Genomic DNA, 14,736 nt, shown 5'->3' with positions numbered 1-14,736 from the left:
CCTTTTCTGTTGTGCCGAACGCCAACGAAGACAATCCCAGTGCACTGAGCCAGGTGCAGCGCCGCGCGGTGAGCGAACTGCTGCGGGTGTCCCCTGTAGCGGACGATCTCGCCAGCCGATTCGAGGAGGCGGGGTTCTCGCTTGCCCTCGTCGGCGGCTCGGTCCGTGACGCGCTGCTCGGGCGGCTCGGCAACGACCTCGACTTCACGACCGATGCCCGCCCCGAGGCCGTCCTGAAGATCGTGCGGCCCTGGGCGGACGCCGTCTGGGAGGTCGGGATCGCCTTCGGTACGGTCGGCTGCCAGAAGGACGGCTACCTCATCGAGGTGACGACCTACCGCTCCGAGGCTTACGACAGGACTTCCCGCAAGCCCGAGGTGTCCTACGGCGACTCCATCGAGGAAGACCTCGTTCGCCGCGACTTCACCGTCAACGCGATGGCGGTGGCTCTGCCCCAGAAGGAGTTCGTGGACCCGTACGGGGGCCTCGATGATCTGGCCGCACAGGTGCTCCGCACGCCGGGAACGCCCGAGGAGTCCTTCTCCGACGACCCGCTGCGGATGATGCGGGCCGCGCGTTTCGCCGCCCAGCTGGACTTCGAGGTCGCTCCCGAGGTCGTCACCGCCATGACGGAGATGTCGGGCCGCATCGAGATCGTCTCCGCCGAGCGCGTACGGGACGAGCTGAACAAGCTGCTGCTCTCCGCCCATCCGAAGGAGGGGCTGCGGCTTCTCGTGGACACCGGTCTCGCGGACCACGTGTTGCCGGAACTGCCCGCGCTGCGTCTGGAGAGCGACGAGCACCACCGGCACAAGGACGTCTACGAGCACTCGCTGACCGTTCTGGACCAGGCGATCGACCTGGAGCAGGACGGGCCGGACCTGGTGCTCCGTCTCGCTGCGCTGTTGCACGACATCGGCAAGCCGAGGACGCGGCGCTTCGAGTCGGACGGCCGGGTCTCCTTCCACCATCACGAGGTGGTCGGCGCGAAGATGACCAAGAAGCGGATGACCGCGCTGAAGTACTCGAACGAGATGGTCAAGGACGTCGCCCAGCTGGTGGAGCTGCATCTGCGCTTCCACGGCTACGGCACCGGGGAGTGGACCGACTCGGCGGTGCGCCGGTACGTCCGCGATGCGGGCCCGCTCCTGGACCGGCTGCACAAGCTGACCCGCTCGGACTGCACCACGCGCAACAAGCGTAAGGCGAGCGCGCTGTCGCGGGCCTACGACGGCCTTGAGGAGCGGATCGCGGAGCTTCAGCAGCAGGAAGAGCTGGACTCGATCCGGCCCGACCTCGACGGTAACCAGATCATGCAGATCCTGGGCATCGGCCCTGGCCCAGCGATCGGGCAGGCGTACAAGCACCTGCTGGAACTGCGCCTTGAGAACGGACCGATGGAGCAGGATGCGGCCGTCGCGGCGCTCAAGGAGTGGTGGGCTGCGCAGGGTTGAGGTCATGTTTCACGTGAAACATGACCGGTCGTTGGCATGACGAAGGGGCGGTGTTTCACGTGAAACACCGCCCCTTCGCATGGGGTGCTACTTGGCGTCGCCCAGGCAGAGGGTGAAGGAGTTGCCCTTCTCCTTCCATGTGAAGGCCGCAGTGGTGCCGGTGACGCTCTGACAGGTCAGCTGCGGAACACTGGCACCAGGGCTCTTCTTGAGCACCTTGTTGGTCGCCTTGGAGTCCGTGCAGCTCACCTGCTGGATGTCAGGATTGTCGTCGGTGCCCTTGTTGTACAGGCAGTCACCGACGGCCAGTTGCTTGGCGTCTTCGCTGTGCTGGTTGACGTACCAGCCGCCGGCTATGACGATCAGGCCGACGACGATGCCGATCGCCTTGAACGCCTTCTTGGCGCCGCTGGGGCGCGTGCCCTGCGGAGCCATCGGAACCCCCTGGTAGGGCGCGCCTTGCGGCGGGAAGCCGGGCTGCCCGTACTGAGGGTTCTGCCCGTACTGAGCGTTGGGGTTCTGGGCGTACGGGTTCTGGCCCTGGGGCGGCGTGGTCACTGAGAGGGTCCCCTCGAAAAGGATGGCGATGTATGACGCCCGTAAGTTAGCGGGCCCCCGGGGCAACGCCGACACCGCAGGCCATTCTGTGGCCTCGATGTGACACTCAGGCGCGCGGAAAGCGGGTCATAAAGGCAGCTACCGCCGCGTAGATGAGAGACACCGTGATGACCAGGGCGGTTGAACGGCCGTCCGGCGGGAGCATTAGGGCAGCGACCGCGGCGGCGCCCACGAAGGCCATGTTGAACAGGACGTCGTACAGGGAGAAGATCCGGCCCCGGAACGAGTCGTCCACCGTGGACTGGATCACGGTGTCCGTGGTGATCTTCGCGCCCTGGGTGATCAGGCCGAGGACGAAGGCGGCGATCAGCATCGGGACGGGGGCGAAGGGCAGGCCGAGCGCCGGTTCGAGCACCGCGGCGGTGGCGGAGCACACCACGATCCACCGGTACGGGCCGAGCTGCGTCACCGCCCACGGCGTCATGACGGCCGCCGCGAAGAAACCCGCCCCCGAGACGCCCACCGCGAGCCCGAGCAGCGCGAGACCGCCGGCCCCCGTGCCCCGCCCGTCCGCCCAGGCGTAGCGGCAGAGCATCAGCAGCATCACGGTGAGGCCGCCGTAGCAGAACCGCATCAGCGTCATCGCGAGGAGGACCCGCGCGGCCGGCCTGCGTGCGTTCAAGTGCCGTACGCCGTCGGCCAGTCCGCGTGCGGTGGAGGTGATCACCGCGGCCAGGCCGGGCTGCACGGCCCCGGGGTCGGGCCCGAGCAGGCCGGGTGCCAGCCTCAGGGAGGCAAGCGCGGCACAGAGGTAGAGGACGGCGCCCAGAATGACGGTCGCGGCATCGGCGTCGATCACCAGACGCAGCGCGAAGGCCAGCCCGCCGCCCGCGGTGGCGGCCAGGGTCCCGGCCGTCGGGGAGAGGGAGTTGGCCATGACGAGCCGCTCGGGGTCGACCACCCGGGGCAGCGAGGCCGAGAGCCCGGCGAGGACGAAGCGGTTGACGGCTGTCACGGCGAGCGCGGAGGCGTAGAACAGCCAGTCGGGCGCGGTTTCGAGGACGAGCAGTGCGGTGCAGCAGGCGAGGACGCTCCGCAGGAGGTTCCCGTAGAGGAAGACCTGTCGGCGTCGCCAGCGGTCGAGCAGCACTCCCGCGAACGGGCCGACGAGGGAGTAAGGGAGCAGGAGGACGGCCATGGCGGAGGCGATCGCGCCGGCCGAGGCCTGCTTTTCGGGGGAGAAGACGACGTACGTGGCAAGGGCGACCTGGTACACGCCGTCCGCGGCCTGGGACAGCAGCCGCACGGCCAGCAGATGCCGGAAATCCTTCAGGCGCAGGAGCACGCACAGATCACGTACGACGGGCATTGGCCAAGCGTCACATACGGAAAGGGTCCCCGGGCGCACATGGCGCACAGGGACCCTCAGCAGTCCTCAGGGGTGCGAGCTCTAGCGCTCGACCTCGCCCTTGATGAACTTCTCGACGTTGGCGAAGGCCTCGTCGTCGAAGTACTGCACCGGCGGGGACTTCATGAAGTAGCTCGACGCCGACAGGATCGGGCCGCCGATGCCGCGGTCCTTGGCGATCTTCGCTGCGCGCAGGGCGTCGATGATGACACCGGCGGAGTTCGGGGAGTCCCAGACCTCGAGCTTGTACTCCAGGTTCAGCGGAACGTCGCCGAAGGCACGGCCCTCAAGACGCACGTACGCCCACTTGCGGTCGTCCAGCCAGGCCACGTAGTCCGACGGACCGATGTGGACGTTCTTCTCGCCCATGTCGCGGTCGGGGATCTGCGAGGTGACGGCCTGCGTCTTGGAGATCTTCTTGGACTCGAGGCGGTCGCGCTCCAGCATGTTCTTGAAGTCCATGTTGCCGCCGACGTTGAGCTGCATGGTGCGCTCAAGACGGACACCGCGGTCCTCGAAGAGCTTCGCCATCACACGGTGCGTGATGGTGGCGCCGACCTGCGACTTGATGTCGTCGCCGACGATCGGGACGCCCGCCTCGGTGAACTTGTCCGCCCACTCCTTGGTGCCGGCGATGAAGACCGGAAGAGCGTTGACGAACGCGACCTTGGCGTCGATGGCGCACTGCGCGTAGAACTTCGCAGCGTCCTCGGAACCGACCGGCAGGTAGCAGATCAGAACGTCGACCTGCTTGTCCTTGAGGACCTGGACGACGTCGACCGGGGCCTCGGCGGACTCCTCGATCGTCATGCGGTAGTACTTGCCGAGACCGTCCAGGGTGTGGCCGCGCTGGACCGTGACGCCCTTGTTCGGGACGTCGCAGATCTTGATGGTGTTGTTCTCGCTGGCACCGATGGCGTCAGAGAGGTCGAGGCCGACCTTCTTGGCGTCGACGTCGAACGCGGCGACGAACTCCACGTCGCCGACGTGGTAGTCGCCGAACTGGACGTGCATCAGACCCGGGACCTTGGTGGCCGGGTCGGCGTCCTTGTAGTACTCGACGCCCTGCACCAGCGAGGCGGCGCAGTTGCCCACGCCGACGATGGCTACGCGAACCGAACCCATTCCGGTTGCTCCCTGTTTGATCTCTTCGAAGTCCTGCGTGCGCAGGGCCTTCAGTTGGCGGTGTCCTCGGACGGATCCGGCCGGGTGCTGTCCCGGTGCCGGGGCAGGCCGCCCGTCTCTCCTGATGTGTGGTCCTGCTGAGCCGAGCCGGTTTCGGGGCCGGATCGCTGATCCCGTCCCGCCCGCTCGCTCTCGATGAGCTCGTTCAGCCAGCGCACCTCGCGCTCCACGGACTCCATGCCGTGGCGCTGTAGCTCAAGCGTGTAGTCGTCCAGGCGCTCGCGCGTGCGGGCCAGGGAGGCGCGCATCTTTTCGAGGCGCTCCTCCAGCCTGCTGCGGCGACCTTCCAGCACGCGCATCCGCACCTCTCGCTCCGTCTGCCCGAAGAAGGCGAAACGGGCTGCGAAGTGCTCGTCCTCCCAGGTGTCGGGGCCGGTGTGGGAGAGCAGCTCCTCGAAGTGCTCCTTACCTTCCGCCGTCAACCGGTAGACGATCTTGGCGCGGCGCCCTGCGAGTGAAGCGGCGAGCGCATCCTCGGGAGCGCTGCCCGGCTCCTCGATCAACCAGCCGTTGGCGACCAGCGTCTTGAGGCAGGGGTAGAGGGTCCCGTAACTGAAGGCCCGGAAGATCCCCAGCGAGGTGTTGAGCCGCTTGCGCAGCTCGTAACCGTGCATCGGAGCCTCGCGGAGCAGGCCGAGTACGGCGAATTCGAGGATGCCGGAGCGCCTGCTCATCCTTCGCCTCCTCGGTCGTCGGGGACCTTTATGCCGTGCTGATGTATCGACTCGATACATCAGCACGATAGGCCCGAGTCGCAGCTGCGACAAGTGGGGCCATGGTGAACGGCGTCACATCCTCAATTCATAGGAAGCGACTTGCCTGATTTGGGGTGACCTTCGGCCCTAGGGGGGTTTTGAGCGTGCGTAGTCTGTGCGCCATGCAGACCACTGTGTGCCGGGTGACGTCAGGGGGCGTCGGCGTGTTCAGCGCCATCGGCACATGGGATGCAGCGTGGACGCGCCCTTCACCGGGGAGCTTCGCGTACCGGGGGGACAGGAACCCAGCTGCCGTTTCCAGGCGCTCTCGCCTGCCCGAGGAGTAGTCGTTCGATGAGCGAGCACCGTCGCAAACCGTCGCAACCCCAGGGCGGTGGACGTGCCGCTGCCCGGCGCGCCGCGCAGCAGCCCTCCGGGCGCAGAGGGGCTCGGCCGGCGAGCGGATCCCCGGACCCCTCGGCCCAGTCGCCATCCAGTGCGTACGGGGCGCCGTCGGCGCCGCACGCAGAGGAGCGCGCCCCTGGCGGGCGGGCCGAGGCGCGCAGGGCTCAGCGGGGCGGCGCCCGCAGGCGTGCGGCAGACGGCGCCGGCCCTCCTGGCGGGCCGGGGCGCCGGTCGGCCGGGGGCGGCGCGGGCGGCGGTCGGCCGCCCAAAAGGCGGTTCATCGACTACCCCCGCTACGGCAAGAACGGCTGGCGTCGCTGGATGCCGTCCTGGAAGCTGGTCAGCGCCACCTGTGTGGGCTGCTTCGGCGTGCTGGTGGTCTTCATCGGTGTGGCGTATTACCTGGTGGGCGTCCCGGACGTGGCCCGCGCGGCGACGGCCGAGAACAACGTCTACTACTGGGCGGACGGCTCGCAGATGGTCGCCACCGGCGGTGAGGTGAACCGCCAGATCATCCCGTACGAGCAGATCCCGCCGGCGATGCGGTACGCCGTCATCTCGGCCGAGAACAAGACGTTCGAGACCGACAGCGGCGTCGACCCCCAGGGCATCGCCCGCGCCCTGCTGAACATGGCGAAGGGCGGCCAGACCCAGGGCGGCTCGACCATCACGCAGCAGTACGTGAAGAACGCCCGCCTCGACGACCAGTCGCAGACGATCACCCGTAAGTTCAAAGAGCTCTTCATCTCCATCAAGGTCGGTGCGACCAAGAAGAAGAGCGAGATCATGGCGGGCTACCTCAACACCGCCTACTACGGCCGCGGCGCGTACGGCCTGCAGGCGGCGGCCCGTACGTACTACAGCAAGGACGCCAAGGACCTGAACCCGAGCGAGTGTGCCTTCCTCGCCTCGCTCCTCAAGGGCGCGACCTACTTCGACCCGGCCGGAGCCCCGGAGATCGACCCCGCGGCCACCGCGCAGCAGAACACGAAGAACGCCACGGAGCGCTGGGGCTGGATCCTTGACCAGGAGGTCAAGGACAAGCACATGGACGCGGCCGAGCGTGCGAAGTACACGACTTTCCCGATGCCCGACAAGCCGAAGAAGAACGCGAACCTCAGCGGGCAGATCGGCTACCTCGTGGACCTCGCCCAGGCGTACGCGAAGAACGCCAACCCGGACATCGACCTGAACAAGGGCGGTTACCAGATCTACACGACCTTCGACAAGAAGAAGGTCCAGGAGATGGAGAACGTCGTCAAGGAGGTCCGGGACAAGAACATCGACCCGAAGAAGCGCCCGAAGGTGGACACCTTCGTCCAGTTCGGCGCCGCTTCCGTGGAGGTGAAGACGGGGGCCATTGCGGCCATCTACGGCGGTGAGGACGCTACCAGGCACTTCACCAACAATGCGGACGAAACCGGCGCCCAGGTCGGCTCGACCTTCAAGCCGTTCGTCCTGGCGGCCGGTATGGAGTACGGAAAGCGCGACCCGAAGAAGCCCGCGCAGCAGAGCGACTCGGACCGGACGCCTGTTTCGCCCGACAGCATCTACAGCGGCAAGAACAAGCTGAAGATCAAGAACTACGACGGGTCCGTCTGGAAGGACGAGAACGGCAACGAGTGGTTGCAGACCAACGACGGCAACCAGTCCTACAACCCGCCGAGCTACGGCATCGACCTCCGCTATGCCATGCAGGAGTCGGTGAACACCCCGTACGTCCAGCTCGGCATGGACGTCGGCACCGACAAGGTGAAGCAGGTCGCCATGGCGGCGGGGCTGCACGACAACAAGACCAGCATGGCCTCCTCCAGCGTTCCGTCGTTCTCCATCGGTACGTCGTCACCCAGCGCGATCCGGATGGCCGGTGCGTACGCCACCTTCGCCGCCAGCGGCACGCAGCGAGACCCGTTCTCCGTCACGTCGGTGAAGAAGGAGGGGAAGGTGATCTACCAGCACCAGGACCAGGCCAAGAGCGCCATCCCCGCCGCTGTGGCCAACAACGTCACGGACGTACTGAAGACCGTCGTCGAGAAGGGCACGGGAACGCACGCGAAGCTCGATGGCCGCGAGGTGGCGGGCAAGACGGGTACGACCGACGGCAACAAGTCGGCATGGTTCGTCGGCTACACGCCGCAGTACTCGACCGCCGTCGACATGTACCGGCTGGACGACAACGAGACCAGCAAGAAGCGCGAGTTCCTGGAGATGTTCGGAACCGGCGGCCAGGAGAAGATCCACGGCGCGTCCTTCCCGTCCACCATCTGGCACGACTACATGGACCAGGCACTCGGCAACTCTCCGGCCGAGACGTTCCCCGCCGCCGAGAAGATCGGTGACAAGGTCTACGGCTCTGGCATGTCGCCCAGCCCCACCGCCGTTCCCTCGCAGAGCACCTCACCCTCGCCGTCCCCGTCCACCAAGCCCTCCAGCACCCCGTCGCTGTCGCCCTCTCCGAGTCCCAGCAACTCGTGCAGCAAGTGGGACTGGAGCTGCACCGACACGGGTGGCACCAATCAGGGCCCGACGAACGGCGGAGCGGCCGGCGGGCCCACCCTGAGTCCGTCGCCCACCCGATCGAAACCCGGCGGCCCGGGGGGCTGGATCGCAGGACCCAACGGCTAGGTCCGGCCGACTGAAGACGAGGGGCGGTGTTTCACGTGAAACACCGCCCCTTCGGCTTGCGTGGAACCCTCCGCTTGGAGCCTCCTCGTTTCACGTGAAACACACCTCTCGTTTCACGTGAAACACCACCGCTCCCCGTATCCACAGCGGCGTACGGCAGGATGTCGGGCATGACGAGCGAGACGAGCCCCCGTGTGCACGAGGACCGGCGCGGAGCCTCCGCGGAACCCGTCGTGCACCCCACGGAGCAGGACGAGGTCGCCGTGGCCGGCAGCCAGCTGATCGGCGGCCCGCTTGGCCGCTGGGCCGGCCCCGGTCGCCACTGGCTCACTCCGATCAGGATCGTGGTGCTCGTCGCGCTCGGCATGTTCGCCCTGGGGATGGCCCAGAAGCTGCCCTGCTACGACTGGGCGTGGTTTCGGGGTGCCAATTCGCAGTACACGCACGCGTGCTACTCGGACATCCCGCACCTGTACTCGCTCCGCGGTTTCGCCGACAATCTGGTCCCGTACTTCGACCGCCTCAACGGCGATATGAACTACCTGGAGTACCCGGTGTTGACCGGCCTGTTCATGGAAGTCGCCTCCTGGCTGACCCCCGGCAGCGGCGACATGCAGCACCGCGAGCAGATGTACTGGATGGTCAACGCCGGAATGCTGATGGTCTGCACGGCCGTCATCGCCGTCTGTGTCGCGCGCACGCACCGCCGACGCCCCTGGGACGCCCTGCTCGTCGCGCTCGCCCCCGCTTTCGCGCTCACGGCCACCATCAACTGGGACCTGTTCGCCGTCGCGCTCACCGCTGCGGCCATGCTGATGTGGTCCCGTGGCCGCTCGCTCGCCTTCGGCATCCTGATCGGCCTGGCAACGGCCGCGAAGCTCTACCCCGTACTGCTGCTCGGCCCCTTGCTCGTGCTGTGCTGGCGCGCCGGAAAGTGGCGGGAACTCGGGGCCGCGATGCTGGGCGCCGCGGGTGCCTGGCTGGTCGTGAACCTGCCGGTCATGATGCTCGCGCCCGAGGGGTGGAAGAAGTTCTACACCTTCAGCCAGGAGCGGTCCGTCGACTTCGGTTCGTTCTGGCTGATCATTTCGCAGCGCACGGGCAAGGGCCTGGACACCGACATGGTGAACACGCTGGCCGCGCTCCTGATGGTCCTCGCCTGCGCCGGAATCGCGGTGCTCACGCTCACCGCTCCGCGCCGCCCGCGCTTCGCACAGCTCGCCTTCCTGGTCGTCGCCGCATTCGTCATCACCAACAAGGTCTACTCGCCGCAGTACGTCCTGTGGCTGATCCCCCTGGCGGCGCTCGCCAGGCCGCGCTGGCGGGACTTCCTGATCTGGCAGGCCGGCGAAGTCGTGTACTTCCTCGGGATCTGGCTGTACCTCGCCTACACGATGAGCGGTGAAAAGCATCAGGGGCTGCCGCCCGAGGGCTACCAACTGGCCATCGCCGCCCACCTGTTGACGACCTTGTACCTGTGCGCTCTCGTCGTGCGCGACATCCTGATGCCGGAGCGGGACGTGGTGCGTCGGGACGGAACGGACGACCCCTCGGGCGGCGTCCTCGACCGCGCCGAGGACGTGTTCGTCCTGGGGCAGGCGGCGCATCCGCCACGGCACGCGACGCACCGTGTCGAGGGGCCGCGCGTCGAATGGGGCACGAAGTCCCCCGCGTCGTAGAAGAGGCTCGGGCCCCTGACCGACGGCGGCTGTCGTCGGTCAGGGGCCCGATGTTCTGTGAGCGGTCGGCTCGCGACTAGCGGTCGACCAGGCGGTCGAACTGCGTGGTCGTGTGCCGCAGATGGGCCACCAACTCGTCGCCCACGTGCGGCTCCTGCGAGTCCGAGGGAACGAACAGGATCGACACCTGCATGTGCGGCGGCTCCGCGAACCAGCGCTGCTTGCCCGCCCAGACGAACGGCGACAGGTTGCGGTTGACGGTGGCGAGCCCAGCACGCGCGACGCCCTTGGCGCGCGGCATCACACCGTGCAGGGCCTTCGGGGCCTCAAGGCCCACGCCGTGCGAGGTGCCGCCGGCGACCACGACGAGCCAGCCGTCGGAGGCGACCTTCTGCTGGCGGTAGCCGAACCGGTCGCCCTTGGCCACGCGGGTGACGTCGAGGACGGCGCCGCGGTACTCGGTCGCCTCGTGGTCGCCGAGCCACAGCCGCGTTCCGATGCGGGCCCTGAAGCGGGTCTGCGGGAACTGCTGTTGCAGCCGCGCCTGCTCTTCGGACCGCAGATGGCTGACGAACATCGTGTGCAGCGGCAGACGGGCCGCGCGCAGGCGGTCCATCCATGCGATGACCTCCTCGACGGCGTCCGAGCCGTCGGTGCGGTCCAGCGGGAGGTGCAGCGCGAAGCCTTCGAGGCGTACGTCCTCGATGGCGGAGTGGAGCATGCCGAGCTCCTCCTCCTTGACGCCGTGGCGCTTCATCGAGCTCATGCACTCGATGACCACGCGAGCGCCGACCAGGGCGTGCACGCCGTCCACCGAGGAGACCGAGCGGATGACGCGGTCGGGCAGCGGCACCGGCTCCTCGCCACGCCTGAACGGCGTCAGGACGAGAAGATCGCCGCTGAACCAGTCCTTGATGCTGGCGGCTTCATAGGTGGTGCCGACCGCCAGGATGTCCGAGCCGAAGCGGGACACCTCGTCCGCGAGCCGCTCGTGGCCGAAGCCGTAGCCGTTGCCTTTGCAGACCGGGACGATGCCCGGGAACTGGTCGATCACGGACTTCTGGTGCGCCCGCCAGCGAGCGGAGTCGACGTAGAGGGTGAGCGCCATTGGCCGTCCGGACCTTTCTGATGGCTGCGATGTGTAGGAGGTACGAGGAACGAGGTTACGCAACCGGTCAGCGACGCGACATATAGATGTCGAGCGCCTTGTGGAGCAACTTGTTCAACGGGAAGTCCCACTCGCCGAGATACTCGGCCGCCTCGCCTCCGGTGCCCACCTTGAACTGGATGAGGCCGAAGAGGTGGTCGGTCTCATCCAGCGAGTCGGAGATGCCGCGCAGGTCGTAGACCGTCGCACCCATCGCGTACGCGTCGCGGAGCATCCGCCACTGCATCGCGTTGGAGGGCCGGACCTCGCGCCCGATGTTGTCGGAGGCACCGTAGGAGTACCAGACGTGGCCACCGACGACCAGCATCGTCGCCGCCGACAGGTTCACGCCGTTGTGGCGCGCGAAGTAGAGCCGCATCCGGTTGGGGTCCTCGGAGTTGAGGACCGTCCACATGCGCTGGAAGTAGGACAGCGGGCGCGGCCGGAAGTGGTCGCGTACCGCGGTGATCTCGTACAGGCGCTGCCACTCGGCGAGGTCCTCGTAGCCGCCCTGGACGACCTCGACACCGCCCTTCTCGGCCTTCTTGATGTTGCGGCGCCACAGCTGGTTGAAGCCCTTGAGGACGTCGTCCAGCGAACGGTTGGCCAGCGGAACCTGGAAGACGTAGCGCGGCTGGACGTCGCCGAATCCGGCGCCACCGTCCTCGCCCTGCTGCCAGCCCATCTTCCGCAACCGGTCGGCGACTTCGAAGGCGCGCGGCTCGATGTGCGAGGCCTCGACGTCGCGCAGGCGCTTCACATCCGGGTCCTGGATACCGGACTTGATGGCGGCCGAGTCCCAGCGGCGGATGACGACGGGCGGGCCCATCTTCACGGAGAACGCGCCCTGCTGCTTGAGGTGCGCGAGCATCGGCTTCAGCCACTCGTCCAGGTTGGGCGCGTACCAGTTGATGACCGGCCCCTCGGGCAGATACGCCAAGTAGCGCTTGACCTTGGGGAGCTGGCGGTACAGCACAAGACCGGCACCGACGAGCTCGCCGTTCTTGTCGAACCAGCCGAGGCTCTCCGAACGCCATTCAGTCTTGACATCAGCCCACGCCGGGACCTGGCAGTGGCTCGCCGAGGGCAGGCTCTGGATGTACGCCAGATGCTGCTCACGGCTGATGGTCCTCAGGGTCAGGCTCATGCGGGGCGCTCCTCGGCAGGTGTGTCCCCATGGGTACAGGGGCTCCGGCTCTCGTGCCGAAGCCTACTGGGCCGCAGGAGCGCCCAGGATGGCCGTACGGCACCACGCCGTACGGCCATCCGGTGGCGGTGGGTTCCGCGCGGCGGTCAGCCGCCGACGACACCGCCGAAGAGGCCGCCATGGGCCATGCCGAGGAAGAAGCCGACAGCGGATGCGCCGAGTCCCAGGATCAGCAGGAAGCGCTCGCGGGTCGTGGCCGAGATGAACTGCCCGTAGGCACCGGTGAGGATGCCGAGGAGCCCGGCCCACGAGCTGATCAGGTGGAGGTTGTAGAACCACGCCGTGGTGAAGGCCAGCACTCCCAGCACGACCGTGACGGCCGCGAACGTGTCCTGGAGGGGATGGGGCTTGCCGTCGGTCGCGAAGAGGGAAACAGGGGCATTCGGTCGCACTGCTTGTGCCATGGGGCACCTCCTGGCGGAAGGCGGCGAGGGTGACGCCGCACACACCCGATCTGTACAGACTGCGTCCCCTGCCCACCGGATTTCAACCGGAAGCGGGTCAACAGGTACTCTGAACGGTCTGCACCGGTGTCAGCCGTGCCCGCATGCCGTCCCGCTCCTCGTGGAGGGGGATTGTCAGTGGTCGCCGATACCGTTGCTTACGCATCACGACCCTCCTGCCACGGAACGACCGTGGCCGCTGAGTCCAAAGGAGGTGGGTTCCACATGCGTCACTACGAGGTGATGGTCATCCTCGACCCCGATCTGGAGGAGCGCGCTGTCTCTCCCCTGATCGAGAACTTCCTCTCCGTCGTCCGCGAGGGCAACGGAAAGGTTGAGAAGGTCGACACCTGGGGCCGTCGTCGTCTCGCCTACGAGATCAAGAAGAAGCCCGAGGGCATCTACACGGTCCTCGACCTTCAGGCCGAGCCTGCGGTCGTCAAGGAGCTCGACCGTCAGATGAACCTGAACGAGTCGGTCCTCCGGACCAAGGTCCTCCGCCCCGAGACCCACTGAGCTTCCGCTCAGAGGTAATCGGGTCCGAGTAGCAACACAGCAGCCAGCAGCAATCCCCGCCGAGAGGTTCATCCATGGCAGGCGAGACCGTCATCACGGTCGTCGGCAATCTCGTCGACGACCCCGAGCTGCGCTTCACCCCCTCCGGTGCGGCCGTCGCGAAGTTCCGTGTCGCGTCCACTCCCCGCACCTTCGACCGTCAGACCAATGAGTGGAAGGACGGCGAAAGCCTGTTCCTGACCTGCTCGGTCTGGCGTCAGGCGGCGGAGAACGTCGCGGAGTCGCTTCAGCGAGGCATGCGCGTAGTCGTGCAGGGCCGGCTGAGGCAGCGGTCGTACGAGGACCGCGAGGGCGTCAAGCGCACGGTCTTCGAGCTGGACGTCGAGGAAGTCGGCCCCAGCCTCAAGAACGCCACGGCCAAGGTCACCAAGACCACCGGTCGCGGCGGCCAGGGCGGCTACGGCGGCGGAGGTCAGCAGCAGGGCGGTGGCAACTGGGGCGGAGCCCCCAGTGGCAGCCAGCAGGCCGGCGGCGGTGCTCCCGCCGACGACCCGTGGGCTTCCAGCGCACCGGCCGGTGGCGGACAGCCGCAGGGTGGCAGCGGTGGCAGCTGGGGCGGAAGCTCCGGCGGCGGCTACTCGGACGAGCCGCCCTTCTAGGGCAGCTCGTACCCACACTTCTTGATCACACAGGAGAAACACCATGGCGAAGCCGCCTGTGCGCAAGCCTAAGAAGAAGGTCTGCGCTTTCTGCAAGGACAAGACCGCTTACGTGGACTACAAGGACACGAACATGCTGCGGAAGTTCATTTCCGACCGCGGCAAGATCCGTGCCCGCCGCGTGACCGGCAACTGCACGCAGCACCAGCGTGACGTCGCCACGGCCGTCAAGAACAGCCGTGAGATGGCGCTGCTGCCCTACACGTCCACCGCGCGATAAGGGAAGGGTGACCGAATAATGAAGATCATCCTCACCCACGAGGTCTCTGGCCTCGGCACTGCCGGCGACGTCGTTGACGTCAAGGACGGCTACGCTCGCAACTACCTGGTCCCGCGTGGTTTCGCGATCCGCTGGACCAAGGGTGGCGAGAAGGATGTCGCGCAGATTCGTCGTGCGCGCAAGATCCACGAGATCGCGACCATCGAGCAGGCCAACGAGGTCAAGGCTCAGCTCGAGGGCGTGAAGGTGCGTCTGGCTGTTCGCTCCGGCGACGCCGGCCGTCTCTTCGGCTCCGTCACCCAGGCTGACGTCGCTTCGGCGATCAAGGCTGCCGGTGGCCCGGACGTGGACAAGCGCCGCGTCGAGCTCGGTTCGCCGATCAAGACCCTTGGTGCCCACCAGGTGTCCGTGCGTCTGCACGCCGACGTTGTCGCGAAGCTTGGCGTCGAGGTCATCGCCGCCTAAGCGCTGCACA

General features: G+C 67.2%; 14 protein-coding genes. 7 read left to right on the top strand and 7 right to left on the bottom strand.

The window, feature by feature from the left end:
* Positions 1–11: 11 nt before the first annotated feature.
* Positions 12–1,454 (top strand): CCA tRNA nucleotidyltransferase, encoded by a 1,443-nt coding sequence (locus OG522_RS18775; protein WP_329464128.1) that lies wholly within the window; start codon positions 12–14, stop codon positions 1,452–1,454.
* Positions 1,455–1,541: 87 nt separating this feature from the next.
* Here OG522_RS18775 and OG522_RS18770 read toward each other — a convergent pair whose 3' ends face one another.
* The 4 genes from OG522_RS18770 to OG522_RS18755 all read right to left on the bottom strand — a co-directional run bounded on the left by OG522_RS18770 (position 1,542) and on the right by OG522_RS18755 (position 5,279).
* Entirely contained in the window at positions 1,542–2,012 is a 471-nt protein-coding gene (locus tag OG522_RS18770; RefSeq protein WP_329464127.1) for an LppU/SCO3897 family protein, read from the bottom strand.
* 106 nt (positions 2,013–2,118) lie between these two features.
* Positions 2,119–3,381, bottom strand: a complete 1,263-nt coding sequence (locus tag OG522_RS18765) for an MFS transporter (RefSeq protein ID WP_329464126.1) — start codon at positions 3,379–3,381, stop codon at positions 2,119–2,121.
* Between the two features lie 81 nt (positions 3,382–3,462).
* Positions 3,463–4,545 carry an inositol-3-phosphate synthase gene (locus OG522_RS18760; protein ID WP_329464125.1) on the bottom strand — a complete coding sequence of 361 codons (1,083 nt, stop codon included), beginning with the start codon at positions 4,543–4,545 and terminating at the stop codon, positions 3,463–3,465.
* A gap of 50 nt (positions 4,546–4,595) precedes the next feature.
* Positions 4,596–5,279, bottom strand: a complete 684-nt coding sequence (locus OG522_RS18755; protein WP_329464124.1) for a PadR family transcriptional regulator — start codon at positions 5,277–5,279, stop codon at positions 4,596–4,598.
* 375 nt (positions 5,280–5,654) lie between these two features.
* Here OG522_RS18755 and OG522_RS18750 point away from each other — a divergent pair, with 375 nt between their 5' ends.
* Together OG522_RS18750 and OG522_RS18745 are read left to right on the top strand one after the other, a co-directional pair.
* Positions 5,655–8,330 (top strand): transglycosylase domain-containing protein, encoded by a 2,676-nt coding sequence (locus OG522_RS18750; RefSeq protein ID WP_329464123.1) that lies wholly within the window; start codon positions 5,655–5,657, stop codon positions 8,328–8,330.
* A 170-nt stretch (positions 8,331–8,500) separates the two neighbouring features.
* Positions 8,501–10,009, top strand: coding sequence for a glycosyltransferase family 87 protein (locus OG522_RS18745; protein ID WP_329464122.1), 1,509 nt, complete (start codon positions 8,501–8,503; stop codon positions 10,007–10,009).
* A gap of 76 nt (positions 10,010–10,085) precedes the next feature.
* On the opposite strand, the gene OG522_RS18740 is transcribed toward OG522_RS18745, so the two are convergent.
* From OG522_RS18740 to OG522_RS18730, 3 genes are all read right to left on the bottom strand, one after another.
* Positions 10,086–11,117: an alanine racemase gene (locus OG522_RS18740; protein WP_329464121.1), complete on the bottom strand. Its 1,032-nt coding sequence runs from the start codon at positions 11,115–11,117 to the stop codon at positions 10,086–10,088.
* Between the two features lie 67 nt (positions 11,118–11,184).
* A complete protein-coding gene (locus OG522_RS18735) occupies positions 11,185–12,303 on the bottom strand; it encodes a lipid II:glycine glycyltransferase FemX (protein ID WP_329464120.1) in 1,119 nt (372 codons plus the stop codon).
* Positions 12,304–12,449: 146 nt separating this feature from the next.
* Entirely contained in the window at positions 12,450–12,767 is a 318-nt protein-coding gene (locus tag OG522_RS18730; protein ID WP_329464119.1) for a hypothetical protein, read from the bottom strand.
* Between the two features lie 264 nt (positions 12,768–13,031).
* Here OG522_RS18730 and rpsF point away from each other — a divergent pair, with 264 nt between their 5' ends.
* From rpsF to rplI, 4 genes are all read left to right on the top strand, one after another.
* A complete protein-coding gene (gene rpsF, locus OG522_RS18725; protein ID WP_100575641.1) occupies positions 13,032–13,322 on the top strand; it encodes a 30S ribosomal protein S6 in 291 nt (96 codons plus the stop codon).
* Between the two features lie 74 nt (positions 13,323–13,396).
* Positions 13,397–13,981: a single-stranded DNA-binding protein gene (locus OG522_RS18720; protein ID WP_329464118.1), complete on the top strand. Its 585-nt coding sequence runs from the start codon at positions 13,397–13,399 to the stop codon at positions 13,979–13,981.
* Positions 13,982–14,024: 43 nt separating this feature from the next.
* A complete protein-coding gene (gene rpsR, locus OG522_RS18715; RefSeq protein ID WP_005315025.1) occupies positions 14,025–14,261 on the top strand; it encodes a 30S ribosomal protein S18 in 237 nt (78 codons plus the stop codon).
* Positions 14,262–14,279: 18 nt separating this feature from the next.
* The gene (gene rplI, locus OG522_RS18710; RefSeq protein WP_329464117.1) at positions 14,280–14,726 is read left to right on the top strand and encodes a 50S ribosomal protein L9; all 447 of its coding nucleotides are present in this window, start codon (positions 14,280–14,282) and stop codon (positions 14,724–14,726) included.
* The last annotated feature ends 10 nt before the right edge of the window (positions 14,727–14,736 follow it).

It is taken from the genome of Streptomyces sp. NBC_01431 (assembly GCF_036231355.1).
Classification (GTDB): Bacteria; Actinomycetota; Actinomycetes; order Streptomycetales; family Streptomycetaceae; genus Streptomyces.
Note: the sequence above shows the minus strand (reverse complement) of the source record. Positions and strands in the feature narration are given on the sequence as shown.

Bases quoted from the DNA above. Each gene is read 5' to 3' on its own strand.
- OG522_RS18765 (WP_329464126.1), bottom strand. From the start codon at position 3,381: ATGCCCGTCGTACGTGATCTGTGCGTGCTCCTGCGCCTGAAGGATTTC.
- OG522_RS18760 (WP_329464125.1), bottom strand. From the start codon at position 4,545: ATGGGTTCGGTTCGCGTAGCCATCGTCGGCGTGGGCAACTGCGCCGCC.
- OG522_RS18755 (WP_329464124.1), bottom strand. From the start codon at position 5,279: ATGAGCAGGCGCTCCGGCATCCTCGAATTCGCCGTACTCGGCCTGCTC.
- OG522_RS18750 (WP_329464123.1), top strand. From the start codon at position 5,655: ATGAGCGAGCACCGTCGCAAACCGTCGCAACCCCAGGGCGGTGGACGT.
- OG522_RS18745 (WP_329464122.1), top strand. From the start codon at position 8,501: ATGACGAGCGAGACGAGCCCCCGTGTGCACGAGGACCGGCGCGGAGCC.
- OG522_RS18740 (WP_329464121.1), bottom strand. From the start codon at position 11,117: ATGGCGCTCACCCTCTACGTCGACTCCGCTCGCTGGCGGGCGCACCAG.
- OG522_RS18735 (WP_329464120.1), bottom strand. From the start codon at position 12,303: ATGAGCCTGACCCTGAGGACCATCAGCCGTGAGCAGCATCTGGCGTAC.
- OG522_RS18730 (WP_329464119.1), bottom strand. From the start codon at position 12,767: ATGGCACAAGCAGTGCGACCGAATGCCCCTGTTTCCCTCTTCGCGACC.
- rpsF (WP_100575641.1), top strand. From the start codon at position 13,032: ATGCGTCACTACGAGGTGATGGTCATCCTCGACCCCGATCTGGAGGAG.
- OG522_RS18720 (WP_329464118.1), top strand. From the start codon at position 13,397: ATGGCAGGCGAGACCGTCATCACGGTCGTCGGCAATCTCGTCGACGAC.
- rpsR (WP_005315025.1), top strand. From the start codon at position 14,025: ATGGCGAAGCCGCCTGTGCGCAAGCCTAAGAAGAAGGTCTGCGCTTTC.
- rplI (WP_329464117.1), top strand. From the start codon at position 14,280: ATGAAGATCATCCTCACCCACGAGGTCTCTGGCCTCGGCACTGCCGGC.